General features: G+C 50.8%; 13 protein-coding genes and 2 tRNA genes. All 15 read left to right on the forward strand.

Going from position 1 to position 16,100, the window contains the following annotated elements:
• Positions 1-22 precede the first annotated feature (22 nt).
• Positions 23-3,598 (forward strand): DUF5717 family protein, encoded by a 3,576-nt coding sequence (locus DW642_RS08310; RefSeq protein ID WP_147326110.1) that lies wholly within the window; start codon positions 23-25, stop codon positions 3,596-3,598.
• Positions 3,580-4,827 carry a DUF5716 family protein gene (locus tag DW642_RS08315; protein WP_117509875.1) on the forward strand — a complete coding sequence of 416 codons (1,248 nt, stop codon included), beginning with the start codon at positions 3,580-3,582 and terminating at the stop codon, positions 4,825-4,827. Before DW642_RS08310 ends, DW642_RS08315 begins: the two co-directional genes overlap by 19 nt.
• A gap of 3 nt (positions 4,828-4,830) precedes the next feature.
• Positions 4,831-5,607: a hypothetical protein gene (locus DW642_RS08320; RefSeq protein ID WP_022462659.1), complete on the forward strand. Its 777-nt coding sequence runs from the start codon at positions 4,831-4,833 to the stop codon at positions 5,605-5,607.
• A 435-nt stretch (positions 5,608-6,042) separates the two neighbouring features.
• A complete protein-coding gene (gene trpE / locus DW642_RS08325) occupies positions 6,043-7,584 on the forward strand; it encodes an anthranilate synthase component I (protein WP_117509876.1) in 1,542 nt (513 codons plus the stop codon).
• The gene (locus DW642_RS08330) at positions 7,581-8,153 is read left to right on the forward strand and encodes an anthranilate synthase component II (protein ID WP_117509877.1); all 573 of its coding nucleotides are present in this window, start codon (positions 7,581-7,583) and stop codon (positions 8,151-8,153) included. The genes trpE and DW642_RS08330 overlap by 4 nt, the downstream gene beginning before the upstream one ends.
• A gap of 34 nt (positions 8,154-8,187) precedes the next feature.
• Complete coding sequence (gene trpD, locus DW642_RS08335) at positions 8,188-9,207, forward strand: anthranilate phosphoribosyltransferase (protein ID WP_117509878.1); 1,020 nt, start codon at positions 8,188-8,190, stop codon at positions 9,205-9,207.
• A gap of 4 nt (positions 9,208-9,211) precedes the next feature.
• Positions 9,212-9,994 (forward strand): indole-3-glycerol phosphate synthase TrpC, encoded by a 783-nt coding sequence (gene trpC, locus DW642_RS08340; protein WP_055219907.1) that lies wholly within the window; start codon positions 9,212-9,214, stop codon positions 9,992-9,994.
• Positions 9,995-10,047: 53 nt separating this feature from the next.
• The gene (locus DW642_RS08345; protein WP_117509879.1) at positions 10,048-10,656 is read left to right on the forward strand and encodes a phosphoribosylanthranilate isomerase; all 609 of its coding nucleotides are present in this window, start codon (positions 10,048-10,050) and stop codon (positions 10,654-10,656) included.
• Complete coding sequence (gene trpB / locus DW642_RS08350) at positions 10,649-11,833, forward strand: tryptophan synthase subunit beta (protein ID WP_022462653.1); 1,185 nt, start codon at positions 10,649-10,651, stop codon at positions 11,831-11,833. Before DW642_RS08345 ends, trpB begins: the two co-directional genes overlap by 8 nt.
• Entirely contained in the window at positions 11,826-12,608 is a 783-nt protein-coding gene (gene trpA, locus DW642_RS08355; RefSeq protein ID WP_117509880.1) for a tryptophan synthase subunit alpha, read from the forward strand. Before trpB ends, trpA begins: the two co-directional genes overlap by 8 nt.
• A gap of 137 nt (positions 12,609-12,745) precedes the next feature.
• Complete coding sequence (locus DW642_RS08360; RefSeq protein ID WP_117509881.1) at positions 12,746-13,669, forward strand: ribonuclease Z; 924 nt, start codon at positions 12,746-12,748, stop codon at positions 13,667-13,669.
• Positions 13,662-14,687: a tRNA (adenosine(37)-N6)-threonylcarbamoyltransferase complex transferase subunit TsaD gene (gene tsaD, locus DW642_RS08365; protein WP_117509882.1), complete on the forward strand. Its 1,026-nt coding sequence runs from the start codon at positions 13,662-13,664 to the stop codon at positions 14,685-14,687. The genes DW642_RS08360 and tsaD overlap by 8 nt, the downstream gene beginning before the upstream one ends.
• Positions 14,688-14,766: 79 nt before the next feature.
• On the forward strand, positions 14,767-15,495 hold the full coding sequence (ispD, locus tag DW642_RS08370) for a 2-C-methyl-D-erythritol 4-phosphate cytidylyltransferase (RefSeq protein WP_117509883.1): 729 nt from the start codon (positions 14,767-14,769) through the stop codon (positions 15,493-15,495).
• Between the two features lie 249 nt (positions 15,496-15,744).
• Positions 15,745-15,830: transfer RNA gene (locus DW642_RS08375), tRNA-Ser, on the forward strand.
• A gap of 47 nt (positions 15,831-15,877) precedes the next feature.
• Positions 15,878-15,967, forward strand: a tRNA-Ser gene (locus DW642_RS08380).
• Positions 15,968-16,100: the final 133 nt, after the last annotated feature.

Here is a 16,100-nt window from a genome sequence, read left to right on the forward strand (position 1 = left end):
AGATAAAATAAGGTGAAAAACATTGAGAAGAAGATTGGAACAACTGCTGAACGGCAGATTTGAATATGAGGTTCCCCATCTGCTGCTGTCCGAGACGGAGGTGGCCCTGACGCTGGACGAGGGGCAGAATTTCCGCGGAGAGCTGAATATCGGAGCGGAAGACGGGAGAAGAGTAAAAGGAATTGTGACCACAGATCATCAGAGAATCGTTCTGGCGAAAAATCAGTTCCAGGGAACGGCGAGTACGATTGAGTACGGCGTGGATACCAGCGGATTAAAAGCAGGCGATGAAATCTGTGGAAACATCACCGTCAGCAGCAATCTGGAGGAACGCTGCGTGCGGGTACACGTCTCGATTGCAGGAAAGACAATGAACATTTCCGGACAGGAGATTCATTCCCTGGCAGATTTTGTGCATCTGGCAAGCCATGATTTCGGCGCAGCGTACCGCTTCTTTGTAAAAAAAGAGTTTGCACGTCTTCTTCAGAAAGAGGCACCGGAGCAGATGGCACTTTATCAGGGACTGTCCCACAAGCCGGTGACATTTCAGCACCTGGAGGAATTTCTGGTTGCCCTCGGTCAGAAAGAGCCGGTGATGCTTTCGGCGGAACAGCCGGAGAAAACTGTGCTTACCGTGGACCAGCCGCGCAAGGAAACACTGTATCTGTATAAAAATACCTGGGGCTACGTCCGCATGGAAATCGAGGTGCAGGGAGACTTTCTGGAAGTGGAAAAGAAAGTCGTCACTTCAGAAGATTTCATCGGAAGCGTCTACGGTGTGGAATACATTATCCATCAGGAGAAAATCGGAAACGGCCGCCATTACGGCAGAATTACGGTGCGTCAGGGAAAACAGGAGCTTCGCTTTGAACTGGAAGTGACAAACAGCGAAAAACATGTGACCAGCAGGAAAAATACGGAGCGCGACCGTCAGATAACTGCCATCGCGCGCGGCTATCTCGATCTGGCAGTCCATAAACGCGACTACCGTACCTGGTATCAGGACACCTGGGAGGCCATCGAGCAGTTCGAAAAAGCCGGCGGAGACATGGCGTGGGTGACGCTGGGAAAAGCATGGCTGTACGAGAGCCATGAGGAAACCGGAAAAGCAAGAGAAACGCTTTCTTACGTAAAAGAGCATCAGGAACTGCTGGACACCGCGGAGAAAAAAGGAGCGTATCTGTATCTGGCATGGAAGCTGAAAATGGAAGTGGGCCATACCGAGCTGGTATCACGCCTTGGAACACTGATGCGGCAGGAGAGTGCAAGCTATTTTTTGTTAAAGCTTGCCATTGATGCCGACGATTCCTGGCAGCAGTCGCTGACCCGTCAGCTCTACGCGATGGAACTTTGCTATGAGTGCGGGTGCAAGAGCCCGCTTCTGTATCTGGATGCGGCACAGCTCTATCTCCGCCAGGAGGGACAGCTCCGCCGGATTTCGCCGTTCACCGTTCAGGTGCTGAAATTTGCGCAGAAAGAAGGCATTTTAAGCGGGGAACTGTTAAAACGGGCCGCTTATCTTACAGAGACGATGAAAACGTTCGATGAGAATGTCTATCAGATTCTGACTGCGGGCTATGAGCGTTTTCCATCCGATGAAGTGCTCGAAGCCATCTGCAAACTGGTAATGAAGGGCCGCCCGGTGCGGAAGGAATATTTCACGTGGTATGCAAAAGCCGTGGAGCGGAACATCCGCATCACGCGCCTGTACGAGTACTATATCGAAACGATGGATGCGTCGTTCGACGAGGTTCTTCCGCAGGTCATCCGGATGTATTTCTCCTACAGCAACACACTGGCAGGCCAGAAGAAAGCGCTGATCTACGCCAACGTGATCAAAAACCGCGAAAAAGACCGCCATACATTCCAGAGCTACCGCCCGGCGATGGAGGTTTTCACGGCAAGACAGATCCAGAAAGGCCGCATGAACCGCGAATACGCCGCACTGTACCGGACTTTTCTGAAAAAACCGGAAGATCCCGACAGCGCAAAAGCGATCGCAAATGTGCTGTTTACCCATCATGTAACGTGTGAAAATCCGAAAATCACGCGTGTGATCGTCTGCCATCCGGCGATGGCGGGCGAAACATCCTATCCGATGACGGAACGGGGTGCTTATATCCGTCTGTACGGCAAAAAAGCGCGGATTCTTCTCGAAGATGAGCAGCGCAGAAGATATGCGGTGACAGAAACCTGCCGCGTAGAGCCATTGTTTATGGATAAAGAGCTTGCCCGTGCCTGCGGCGGTTTTGCCATTGAAAATCCGGGTCTGCTGCTACACCTGTGCGGGGAGCAGGAAGAGGAGATGCAGCTTACCGCAGAAAATCTTGCCTGGTATCAGCAGGCAGCGCGCACGAGCGCATTTTCCAGTGCTTACCGGAAAACAGTGCGTCAGAAATTGCTGGAATATTATCTTGCCCATCCGGATGAGCGCGAGACCGAGGCAGCTGTTGCAGAGCTGGAGGATAGCGCTTATGCAAAGGTGGACCGTATTTCTACGATTGAGCTTCTGGTGCGCTATGGCCGTTACAGCCGCGCCTTTGCCCTGACAGATCGTTACGGCTACGAGAAGATTCCGGTGTCGTGTCTCTTCCGTCTGGCGCATGCGATGATTCTGGAAAAAGAGTTTACAGAGGACGAGGAGCTTCTCTATCTGGCATCCTACGTGGTAAAACAGGGCATTTACGATGAAATTGTATTGTGCTATCTGAGAGATTATTTCACCGGTTCTATTGAGGATATGTGCAGTTTATGGGATAAAATCCGCGGCTTTCAGATGGAGAGCGACAAGCTGGAGGAGCGCATTCTGACCTGGTCCGTCTTTGTGCGCAGCCACCCGAAGTGGGAGCAGGAAATGCTGGAGAGCTACATCCGCCAGAGCGGAAAAGAGCATGTCATTCTGGCATACCTGACGTATCTTGCGATCGGCTATTTTATGGACGGAAAACAGCTTTCGGATCAGATGTTTGACTACTTGGACCGCGCCTGGAAACAGGGCTGGGAGCTGGACGAGATCTGCCGTTTTGCGATGCTGAAACATCTTTCCACGAAGCCGCAGCTTTCTGAGGAGGAAGAAAAAGAGGCGCATACCCTGCTTCTGGCGTTTACGAAACAGGGACTCCGCTTTGCCTTCTACAAGGATCTGCCGGAGCACCTGACCGAAGGCTTCCAGATCGGCGACCGCATGTTCATCGAGGAGCGCCAGAGAGCGGAGGCAAAGGTGACGATTCATTACCGGACAAACGCCGAAGAAACATGGAAGAGCGAACCGATGCGCAATATGTATCAGGGCATTTTTGTGAAAGAGTTTCTGCTGTTCTACGGCGAGAAAATGGAGTATTACCTGACCTTTACGAACCGTCAGGGTGAGGGAAAAACAGAGGTGAAAACCGTCTCCATGACCGGCGAACCAAAAGCAGGAAGGACGCGGTACCAGCTTCTGAATCAGATGAAAGCAGCGCGCGCGGCAGGAGATTCGGAAAAAGCAGAAGAAGCATTCCGAAAGTATCTGCAGCAGGAGGCTCTGGTTCGGAACTGTTTTGCACTTGTGGAGGAAAAGAAGCAGCAGGAGGATACGACATGGAACAGAAAAATTTGATTTTAGGATTTGATTTTGGAGAGAAATATTCCCAGTTCTGCTGCTATGACAGGGGAACCCATACGGCTGTCTCCATCCCGGTAAAAGAAGGGGAAGAGGCGGTGGAATTTCCGACCGCCATTGCCAAAAAACGGAATGAGGAAACGTGGAAAACAGGACCGGATGCAGAAAAATCTGCTCACGCGGAAAACGGCATCTGGCTGGACAATCTGTACGAGATCTGCATGGGATCCCGCATCTGCCAGATCGAAAACCGGGATTACACGCCGGGAGAAGTCCTTGGCACGTTCCTTCGCGAAGCTCTGAAGATGATCGGCATCGAGCGTCCGGACCAGCAGATCCAGGCGATGATGATCACCACGGGCCATCTGACCCGTCCATTTGTGGAAAATGTGCGTGAGGCATACAAGATAATCGGACTGCCGCGCGGCAGAGCCTACCTGCAGGAGCATGACGAGAGCTTTTACTGCCATGTGCTGAACCAGAAGCCGGAGCTCTGGAGCCGTAAAGTCGGTCTGTTTTTCCTGAAAGATGAGGAAGCGTCGTTTTCTGAACTTTCCATCAGCCGTAAAACGAAGCCGGCAACTGTGACCGTAAAACGGGGGCCAAAAGCCGCACTTTCGATCGAGCCGATGGAGCGCGACCGCGATTTCTGCCATCTGATGGGAGAAGCGATGGGGAATGAAATTTATTCCAGCGTATTTCTGGTGAGCGAGGAGTTCGACCTTGCCTGGGCCGACAACTCTCTGCGTCAGTTAAAGAAAAACCAGAGAAGAATCTTCGGCGGAACGAACCTGTTTGCACAGGGCGCCTGCTTTTCCGCGCGCGAAAAAGTGGAGGAGCGCCGCTTAAAGGGCTATCTCTTCCTCGGAAATGACCTCGTGCGCTACAACATCGGCATGGAGATGACGATCAATGGTTCTCCGGCATACTATGCGCTGATTGCAGCCGGTGTGAACTGGTATGAAGCAGAAAAAGAATGTGAGCTGATCCTCGACGGAACGGAGGAGCTGGAATTTGTTGTGAGCTCCATGGAAAGCGGAAAACGAAACCGCTATACCATGAAGCTGGACGGGCTGCCCAAACGGCCGCCGAAGACAACACGGATCCGTCTGCGTCTGGAGTATGATTCTCCGGTTACGTGTCAGATCACCGCAGAGGATTTGGGGTTTGGCGATATGTTCCAGGCAAGCCACAAAACCTGGCACGAGACGATGGGGGAGGTGTAAACGATGAGCGGTTATATTTTATGTCAGGTCAAACGGGCGAAAAATCCGTATTATATTTCCAACATCAGCACAAATATTTATTCCATCGAGGAACTGTGCTATTATCTGTACCACAACATCTATCTGCTGGACGAGACCATCATTAACGAGCAGCTGCTGGTGTGGATGAAAGAAGAACTCCACTTAAGAAGACTGTACCAGCGTCTCTACGTCCTTCTGGAGGAGAAAAAGAACATCGGTGAGTTTATCCTGCCGATCTTCAAGGAGATCAATTATCTTTCTCACGATCAGTTCCGTGAGATGAATGAGCGCCTGAAACGGTTCGAGGAGCAGCCGGAGATTGTGCGGAAAAAAATCAAGGGAGACTACCTTGTCGACCACGAAAAATATATCAATGCGATCCAGGTTTACCAGGAAACGCTGAAAGATACCGAGGAAAACGAAACCAACATGGGAAGCCAGTTCACCGGAAGTATTTACAACAACATGGGCTGTGCCTACGCAAGTCTGTTCCAGATGAATGAAGCACTTACGTGCTTTCAGAAAGCAAATGAAGAGCTGCACACGAAAGCATCGTTAAAGAGCTGGCTGTTTGCGGTCTACATGAGCAAAGGACAGGACGCCTATGAGCAGATGTGCACCGAGCGGAAAGTGGATGCCGAGACGAAACGGGAGATGGACCGCCAGATCACCGAGGCAATGCAGGTCGAGCTCCCGCGCGATCTGGACGAAGCTCTTGCGGCGTGGACACGGGAATATCATAAAAATACCGGACTTTGAACAAAAAGAGCGAAAAAATTACTTGACAGCAAAAAAGAATGGGACTATAATACAGCCCATAAGAAAAAATAAATACTTTGAAACCGATGAAGTGGAGATAACGTTGGAAGCGCACTCACAGAGAGCCCGGGCAGGTGGAAGCCGGACAGAAAGCGGATCAGCAAATGGACCACGGAGGGTACAGGGAAAAGCGGGAAACCGTCTGAGTATTCTGTAACGTGCAGGCATACGTTAGTTGCCAGGAATATGATCGTATTCTGCAGAGCGTGTGAGCAATCGCAAAACAAGGTGGCACCACGAGTATAAAAATATACCCGCCCTTGGCAAAGAACAAAGTGATTCTTTGCCGGGGGCGGTTTTTTGTATATCAGAAATTGGTTCTGAGGACCAGTGTTGATGACAGCCTTTGCAGACACAAGGAGAGGAGATAACAAGATGAAACAGATGACGTTAGAAGAAATTTCAAAAGCAGCCGCATCGGGAGCTTTTCAGAAAATCCCGGTAAGCAGAGAAATTTATTCGGATATTCGTACACCAGTAGAAACACTGAAAGTCCTGCAGGGCGTCAGCAGCCACTGCTACATGCTCGAAAGCGTGGAGGATAAAAAACAGTGGGGAAGATACACCTTTCTCGGCTACGATCCGTCGCTGGAACTCACCTGTGTCAACGGAAACCTGACAATCACCGCCGCTGCGGCAGAGATGAAAAAAGTAGAAGATATTCCGGAAAGCCACGAAGAACAGCTTCCGACCGGACAGATCCGGCTGACCGCAAAGACAGCCCATCCGGGAGCCGTCATCAAAACCCTGATTGAGAAAAATAAAAGTCCGAAGATCGCGACACTGCCGACCTTCACCGGCGGCCTCGTCGGATACTTCTCTTACGATTACATCAAGTACAGCGAGCCGACCTTAAAGCTGGACGCAGAAGATCAGGAACATTTCAAAGATGTCGACCTGATGCTGTTCGATAAGGTCATCGCCTATGATAATTACCGTCAGAAAATCGTACTGATGCTTAATATCGAAACCGAAAATCTCGAAGAAAATTACGTAAAAGCCGTACAGGAACTCGAAAAAATGGAAGAGCTGATCCGCTTTGGAAAACCGGCCGAGACGAAAGCCGGCCACCTGAAATCCGAGTTCCGCCCGCTCTTCGATGAGAAAGCGTACTGTGAGAAAGTCGAGCAGGTCAAACATTATATCCACGAGGGAGACCTCTTCCAGCTCGTTCTCTCCAACCGGCTCGAAGCTGATTTTGAGGGAAGCCTCCTCGATACGTACCGCGTTCTCCGCACGACGAATCCGTCGCCGTACATGTTCTACTTCTCGAGTGATGATGTCGAGATCGCCGGTGCATCCCCGGAAACTCTCGTAAAAGTCGAGGACGGAGAGGTCCGGACCTTCCCGCTTGCCGGAACGCGGCCGAGAGGAAAGAGCTATGAAGAAGACCAGCGGCTGGAAAAAGAACTCCTCGCCGATGAAAAAGAGCGTGCCGAGCACAACATGCTGGTTGATCTGGGAAGAAACGATCTCGGAAAGATCTGTGATTTCGGAACCGTGGAAGTAGAAAAATACATGTCAATCGAGCGTTACTCCCACGTCATGCACATCGGTTCCACTGTAAAAGGACAGCTTCGGAAAGACAAGACCGCAGTCGATGCCATCGATTCCGTTCTCCCGGCCGGAACCCTCTCCGGTGCACCAAAGCTCCGTGCCTGCCAGATCATCAACGAGCTGGAAAACAACAAGCGCGGCATTTACGGCGGTGCGATCGGCTATCTGGATTTCACCGGAAATATGGACACCTGCATTGCAATCCGGCTTGCGTTTAAGAAAAACGGAAAAGTGTTCGTCCGCTCCGGCGCCGGCATTGTAGCCGACAGCGTACCGGAAAAAGAGCATCAGGAATGCATCAACAAAGCAAAGGCCGTGATGGTCGCACTTGCAGAGGCAGAAGGAGGAAGCAACTTATGATACTGCTGGTAGATAATTATGACAGTTTTTCCTATAACCTGTATCAGCTCGCCGGTTCGATCAATCCGGACATGAAGGTCATCCGGAACGACGAGATGACGATCGACGAAATCTGCGCACTGGCACCGGCATCCATCATTTTATCTCCCGGACCGGGCCGTCCGGAGCAGGCAGGCCGATGCATGGAGATTGTAGAAAAATTAGGCGGCGAGATCCCGATCCTCGGTGTCTGCCTCGGCCATCAGGCAATCTGTGCCGCGTACGGCGCGACCATCACCTATGCGAAACAGCTGATGCACGGCAAACAGTCCGAGACAACGCTGGATCTTACCTCGGAATTATTCCAGGGGCTGCCGGAAACCGTTCCGGTTGCAAGATACCATTCCCTCGCAGCTGATGAAGCGACACTGCCGGAAACCTTAAAGGTAACGGCAAGAACTGCAGACGGCGAGGTCATGGCAGTCGAGGACAGTGAGAAAAAGATCTACGGAGTCCAGTTTCATCCGGAATCCATTCTGACCCCGCAGGGCAGACAGATGGTAGAAAACTTCTTAAAAATTACAAGATAGATCACAGGACAGCCAAGAAAGAGAGGAACAGAATATGATTCGGGAAGCGATTGTAAAACTGGTAAATAAAGAGAACTTAACCTACGAGATGGCAAAGGGCGCCATGGATGAAATCATGGGAGGAAAAGCCGATCCGATCCAGATCAGCGCATTTTTAACTGCCATGACGATGAAAGGCGAGACAATCGAAGAGATCACCGCATGTGCCAACGGCATGAGAAAGCACGGTGTTCCCATGGAACATAACAAGGATGTTCTGGAAATCGTCGGAACCGGCGGAGATAAATCCAATTCCTTCAACATCTCCACAACAGCATCCCTTGTGATCTCTGCAGGCGGCGTCGCAGTTGCAAAACACGGAAACCGCGCCGCATCGAGCAAATCCGGCGCAGCCGACTGTCTCGAAGCGCTCGGCGTCAAAATCGACCTGGAGCCGGAGAAAAACAAAGAAGTTCTGGAAAAACTTGGAATCTGTTTCCTGTTCGCACAGAAATACCACATGTCCATGAAATACGTGGCACCGGTCCGCAAGATGCTCGGCATCCGAACCATTTTCAACATCCTCGGACCGCTGACCAACCCGGCAGCAGCCACGATGCAGGTGATGGGTGTCTACGAGGAAGCACTTGTCCGCCCGATGGCAGAAGTTCTCTCCAATCTTGGTGTCAAACGCGGCATGGTTGTCTACGGCCAGGACTGCCTCGATGAAATTTCCTTAAGCGCACCGACAAGCGTCTGCGAGATCAAGGACGGAACGTTTGAGGAATACGTCATCACACCGGAAGAGTTCGGCATGACCCGCTGTACCAAAGAAGAGCTGGTCGGCGGAACCCCGCAGGAGAATGCTGAAATTACGAAAGAAATTCTTGCAGGAAAGAAAGGCCCGGCAAGAGACGCTGTTGTCCTGAATGCCGCCGCAGCCCTTCATGTAGCAAAAGAAATCCCGATGCAGGACGCTGTAAAACTGGCAGAGGAGCTGATCGACAGCGGAAAAGCACAGAAAAAACTCGAAGAGTTTGTGTCACTCGCCAATAAATTGGCAGAAGAGGAATAAACATATGATACTGGAAACGATTGCAGAAGCCACAAGAAAACGTGTCGCTGCAGAAAAAGAGAAGTGTTCTCTTGCAGAAATGAAAGAAAAAGCAACGGCGATGAACCCGGACACCGGATTCCCGTTTGAACAGACGCTGAAAAAGCCGGGCATGTCCTTTATCTGCGAGGTAAAAAAAGCCTCCCCGTCGAAGGGCATCATCGCAGAAGATTTCCCCTATCTGGAGATCGCAAAGGAATATGAAGCGGCCGGTGCCTCCGCCATTTCCTGCCTGACTGAGCCGGAATACTTCAAAGGCGACAAGCGTTACTTAAAAAAAATTGCAGAAACCGTATCCATCCCGGTTCTACGGAAAGATTTTACCGTGGATCCCTATATGATCTACGAGGCAAAGGTGCTCGGAGCCACCGCTGTCCTTCTGATCTGTGCGCTGCTGCCGGAGGAAACCTTAAAAGAATATCTGGAAACAGCGCATTCCCTCGGCCTTTCCGCTCTTGTGGAAGCCCACGATGAGGCGGAGGTTGCACAGGCCATGCGCGCCGGAGCAAGGATCATCGGTGTCAACAACCGCAACTTAAAAGATTTCACGGTCGATATCCACAACAGTGAGCGGCTGCGGGAGCTTGTCCCGGAAAACATTGTTTTCGTATCCGAGAGCGGCATCAAAACGCCGGAGGATGTCGGAAGACTGTATCAGAATAAAACCGATGCCGTTCTGATCGGCGAAACGCTGATGCGGAGCAGCAACAAAAAAGCAGAGCTTGAAAAACTCTCTTCAATGTGTTAAAGTGGTAACGTAAGTGCGCGAAACAAAACAGAGCGCACGGGGAGTCAAACGTTATGGAAGAACAGACCAGAATCAAAATCTGCGGGCTCACACGGCTGGAAGACATCGATGCGGTGAATGAGCTGAAGCCCGAATATGTCGGCTTTGTCTTTGCAAAAAGCCGCAGACAGATTACAAAAGAACATGCCGTGACGCTGCGGCGCTATCTGGATCCCGAAATCCAGGCGGTCGGCGTCTTTGTGAACGAGCTTCCGGCGATTGTCGCAGGATACCTCGAAGAGGGCGTCATCGATCTGGCACAGCTCCACGGAAATGAGAGTGAAGAATATATCCATTCGCTCCGGTTCCGCACCGGCGGGGAACTGATCAAGGCATTTTCCATCAAAACCAGGGAGGACGTCGAAAAGGCGAAAAAAAGCAGCGCCGATTACATCCTTCTCGACCACGGAAAAGGCGGTACCGGCGAATCGTTCGACTGGTCACTGATCAGAAACATGGAACGCCCGTATTTCCTTGCGGGAGGCCTGAACGCCGAAAATGTGGAACAGGCGATTTTACAGACACATCCCTTCGCCGTCGACATCAGCAGCGGTGTCGAGACAGACGGCGTAAAGGACCCGAAAAAAATCACAGAATGCATAAGGAGGATAAGACATGTCTGACGGAAGATTTGGTATTCACGGAGGCCAGTACATACCGGAAACTCTGATGAATGAAATTATCAATTTGGAAAAACAGTACAATTATTATAAAAACGATCCGGAGTTCTGCCAGGAACTCGATGACCTGCTGAAAAATTACGCGGGCCGCCCGTCCCTTCTCTACTACGCAGAGAAAATGACAAAGGATCTCGGCGGAGCAAAAATTTACCTCAAACGAGAGGATCTGAACCACACCGGAGCCCACAAAATCAACAACGTGCTCGGACAGTGCCTCCTCGCAAAAAGAATGGGAAAAACCCGTGTCATCGCAGAGACCGGAGCCGGCCAGCACGGTGTGGCAACCGCAACGGCAGCAGCGCTGATGGGACTTGAGTGTGAGATCTTCATGGGAAAAGAAGACACCGACCGTCAGGCCCTCAATGTATACCGGATGGAGCTTCTCGGTGCAAAAGTAAATGCCGTTACTACCGGAACTATGACCTTAAAAGATGCCGTCAATGAGGCGATGCGCGAGTGGGTATCACGTGTCGATGACACCCACTACGTTCTCGGTTCCGTTATGGGCCCGCATCCGTTCCCGACCATCGTCCGCGATTTCCAGGCTGTCATCAGCAAAGAGGCAAGAGAGCAGATCCTCGAAAAAGAAGGAAAACTCCCGAAAGCCGTCATGGCATGCGTCGGCGGCGGAAGCAATGCGATGGGTATGTTCTATAACTTCATCAATGACAAAAATGTCCGCCTGATTGGATGCGAGGCAGCAGGACGCGGCGTCAACACCGCAGAGACTGCAGCAACCATTGCAACCGGAACACTCGGCGTCTTCCACGGTATGAAATCCTACTTCTGCCAGGATAAATATGGTCAGATCGCACCGGTTTACTCGATTTCCGCAGGCCTTGACTACCCGGGCATTGGACCGGAGCATGCATATCTGCATGACATCGGCCGCGCCGAATACGTTCCGGTAACGGACGATGAGGCAGTAGAAGCTTTTGAATACCTCGCAAGAACCGAGGGTATCATCTGTGCGATCGAGAGTGCCCATGCAGTAGCCCATGCGATGAAGATCGCAAAAGAATTTGATCCGGAAGACTCCATCATCATCTGCCTGTCCGGACGCGGAGACAAAGACGTAGCAGCCATTGCAAGATACAGAGGGAGGGACCTTCATGAGTAAAGTAACAGAAGCATTTTCAAACAGCAAAGCATTCATTCCGTTTCTGACAGCCGGAGACCCGAACATTGAAAAAACAGAGAATTATATTCTGGAGCTCGAAAAAGCAGGCGCAGACCTGATCGAGATCGGAATCCCGTTTTCCGATCCGATCGCCGAGGGCGTTGTCATCCAGGAGGCAGACCTCCGTTCCTTAAAAGCCGGAACTACCACCGATAAAATTTTCGATATGGTAGCCTCCGTGCGCAGAAAAACAGACATTCCGCTGGTGTTTATGACCTACTTAAACCCGGTGTTCCATTACGGATACGAGCCGTTCTTTACAAAATGCGAGGAAGTCGGCATCAACGGCATCATCATCCCGGATATGCCGTATGAGGAAAAAGGCGAATTAAACGATATTGCGCGCAGCCATCAGGTAGATGTCATTTCCCTGATTGCGCCGACATCTGAGCAGCGCATCCAGAAAATTGCCGCAGATGCCGAAGGTTTTATCTACCTCGTATCGTCTCTGGGCGTTACCGGTGTCAGAAGCGAGATCAAGACAGACCTCGATTCCATGATCGCCGCAATCCGCAAAGTAACCGATATTCCGGTAGCCGTAGGCTTCGGCATCAACACGACCGATCAGGCGGCCAACATTGCAAAAATTGCGGACGGTGTCATCGTAGGAAGCGCTATCGTCAAAATGATTGCGAAGTACGGCACTCATGCGGAGCAGCACATCTATACGTATGTCCGCATGATGAAGGAAGCTGTCATGACAGCAAATAAATAAAACCCGCGTCATTGCGTGTTTGAAAAAACTGTGTTAAGATGAGAGCGTGTCTGAAACAAACCGTTTTGGACACGCTTTTTCAACGTAAAATACCTGACCGGCTTTCAAAAAAGCCGGATAGAATATGGAGGAAAAACGTGTTAGATGTATGTTTACTGGGAACAGGCGGTATGATGCCTCTGCCAGGCAGACGCCTGACCGCCCTGATGACCCGATACAACGGAAGCAGCCTTCTGATCGACTGCGGCGAGGGAACCCAGGTTGCCATCAAGGAAAAAGGCTGGACCTTTAAGCCGATTGATGCCATCTGCTTCACCCATTACCACGCAGACCACATCAGCGGCCTTCCAGGACTTCTCCTGACGATGGGAAACACTGACCGGAGAGACCCGCTGACCATGATCGGCCCAAAAGGCCTGGAGCGCGTCGTCAATTCGCTGCGCGTCATCTGCCCGGAGCTGCCGTTCCCGATTGTATTTCACGAGGTGACAGCGCCGGAGGAAGTGATCGAGATGAACGGCTACAAAATCACAGCCTTCCGCGTGCAGCACAATATCACCTGCTACGGCTATTCGCTGGAGATCTCCCGCAAGGGAAAATTCGATGTGGAGCGCGCTAAAGCACAGGAAATTCCGATTAAATGCTGGAATCCGCTGCAGAAAGGCGAGACTGTCACCCTGGATGGAAAGACGTATACGCCGGATATGGTCCTCGGCCCTGCCAGAAAGGGACTGAAGGTGACCTACTGCACCGATACCCGCCCGATTCCGTCGATCTCCGAACATGCGAAAGGCTCCGACCTTTTTATCTGCGAGGGAATGTACGGCGAGCCGGAAAAACAGGCAAAAGCAAAAGAATTTAAGCATATGACCTTCTACGAGGCGGCAAAACTGGCAAAAGATGCCGGGGTTGCCGAAATGTGGCTGACCCACTTTTCCCCGTCGCTCGTCGGCCCGCAGCGGTACATGGATGAGGTACAGAAGATTTTCCCGGCCGCAGAGCTTGGAAAAGACGGAAGATCAGTAGAACTGTTATTTGAAGAGGAAACGAAAAATGAGTGAAAAAGATACCCTGATTCTTGCAATTGAGAGCTCCTGCGATGAAACCGCAGCCTCCGTCGTGAAAAACGGAAGATGTGTGCTGTCTAACATTATTTCATCCCAGATCGCCATCCATACCCTGTATGGCGGCGTTGTGCCGGAAATTGCATCCAGAAAACATATTGAAAAAATCAACCAGGTTGTAGAAGCGGCCTTAAAAGAAGCCGATGTCACTCTGGATGATATCGATGCGATCGGTGTTACGTACGGCCCTGGCCTTGTCGGCGCACTTCTCGTCGGCGTGGCAGAGGCAAAAGCGATCGCCTATGCAAAAAAGAAACCGCTGGTCGGCGTTCACCATATTGAAGGCCACGTCTCGGCGAACTATATCGAACACCCGGATCTGGAGCCGCCGTTCCTGTGTGAAATCATCTCCGGAGGACATACCCATCTTGTCATTGTAAAAGATTACGGTTCTTTCGAAATCCTCGGAAGAACGAGAGACGACGCAGCCGGAGAAGCCTTCGATAAGGTAGCCCGTGCCATCGGACTCGGCTATCCGGGCGGACCGAAGATCGACAAGCTGGCAAAAGAAGGAAACCCGCACGCCATCGACTTCCCGCGTGCCCACGTGGAGGATGCGCCGTATGACTTCAGCTTCAGCGGCGTAAAATCTGCCGTTTTAAACCATCTGAACAAATGCCGGATGACAGGCGAACCAATTGTCGAAGCAGACATCGCTGCGTCCTTCCAGCAGGCCGTTGTGGACGTTCTGGTGGATAATGCCATCCGTGCGGCCAAAGATTACCATATGGACCGTCTGGCGATCGCCGGCGGCGTTGCATCGAACGGGGCACTCCGCGCGGCGATGGAAGCAGCATGTGAAAAAGAGGGCATCCGCTTTTACCGTCCGTCCCCGATCTTCTGTACCGACAATGCGGCCATGATCGGTGTGGCAGCTTACTACGAGTACCAGAAGGGAACCCGCCACGGCTGGGACCTGAATGCCGTACCGAACCTGAAGCTTGGAGAACGATAAGAAAAAGAAACTTCCGCAGCAGAATGGAGAAGAGAGATCTGCTGCGGAGTTTTTGCATTTGTAGAAAACGGAGGAAAAGATGAGCGAGAAGAAAGAAAAATACACTGCGGTTGTCCTGGCAGCCGGAAAGGGAACCCGGATGGGCGGAAGCGTAGCAAAACAGTTTCTGGAAATCGGAGGAAAACCAGTCGTGGTTTACGCTCTGGAGGTTTTTGAACATTCGCCGGAGATTGACCAGATCATTCTTGTGACAGGTGCGGATAAAATAGAATACTGTCAGAAAGAGATTATCGAAAAATATGGAATTAAGAAAACTGTTTCCGTATGCGCAGGCGGAAGGGAACGGTATGAATCTGTCTGGAAAGCACTGCAGACGCTGAAAAGTCTGGAAAGCGAACAGGAGCAGAAGACCGATTACGTTCTGATTCACGATGGCGCCCGCCCGTTTTTAAACCAGGAGATGCTGGAACGTCTCTGTGCATGTGTGAAAGAAGAAAAAGCCTGTGTCCTTGGCATGCCGGTCAAGGATACCATCAAACTTACCGATGAAAACGGAAAAATCAGGGAAAGCCCGCGAAGAGATCTCGTATGGCAGGCACAGACCCCGCAGGCCTTTGCAGCAGAGCTTCTGCTTCCGGCATTCGAAAAACTGATGCAGCATTCCACAGAAGGAATCACCGACGATGCCATGGTTGTGGAGAAGGAGATGGGAATCGCATCAGTGATGGTAAAAGGCGGCTATGAAAATATAAAAATCACAACACCGGAGGATCTGCTCGTTGCAGAGAGCTTTCTGGCAGAAAAATAGAAAAAGTAAAATACAGAAAGCAAACTATAAATAGATAAAAATAAATGTGTGAATTGCAAAACGGGGAAAAACAGCGAAAACGAAAAAGAAATTGAAAAAAATGTAAAAAAAATTCAAAAAAGTGGTTGACATTCTGAAACACTGCTGATATAATAACGAATGTCGCTGAGCGAGAGAGATAAAAACGCAAAGCTGACAAGCCAAAAACTGAGAAGATTTCGGGAGTTACCGAGATTTGAATTCACACACGGAGAGGTATCGAAGCGGTCATAACGAGGCGGTCTTGAAAACCGTTTGTCCGAAAGGGCGCGTGGGTTCGAATCCCACCCTCTCCGCTCAAAACTCAGTAAACTGAATATCTGGTTATGAATCAGGCAAACATGGAGAAGTACCCAAGCTGGCTGAAGGGGCTCCCCTGGAAAGGGAGTAGGTCGTTAATAGCGGCGCGAGGGTTCAAATCCCTCCTTCTCCGTTCGGCTTTGAAAAAAAGTTGAAAAAAGTTCTTGACAAAAGCAAAAGAGTTTGGTAAAATAAACGAGTTGCTGATCGAGAGAACGGCAAAGATCCTTGATAATTAAACAATGAAACACATCCTCGAAAGTTCT

It is taken from the genome of Blautia sp. AM23-13AC (genome assembly GCF_003435675.1).
Taxonomy (GTDB): Bacteria; Bacillota; Clostridia; order Lachnospirales; family Lachnospiraceae; genus Fusicatenibacter; species Fusicatenibacter saccharivorans.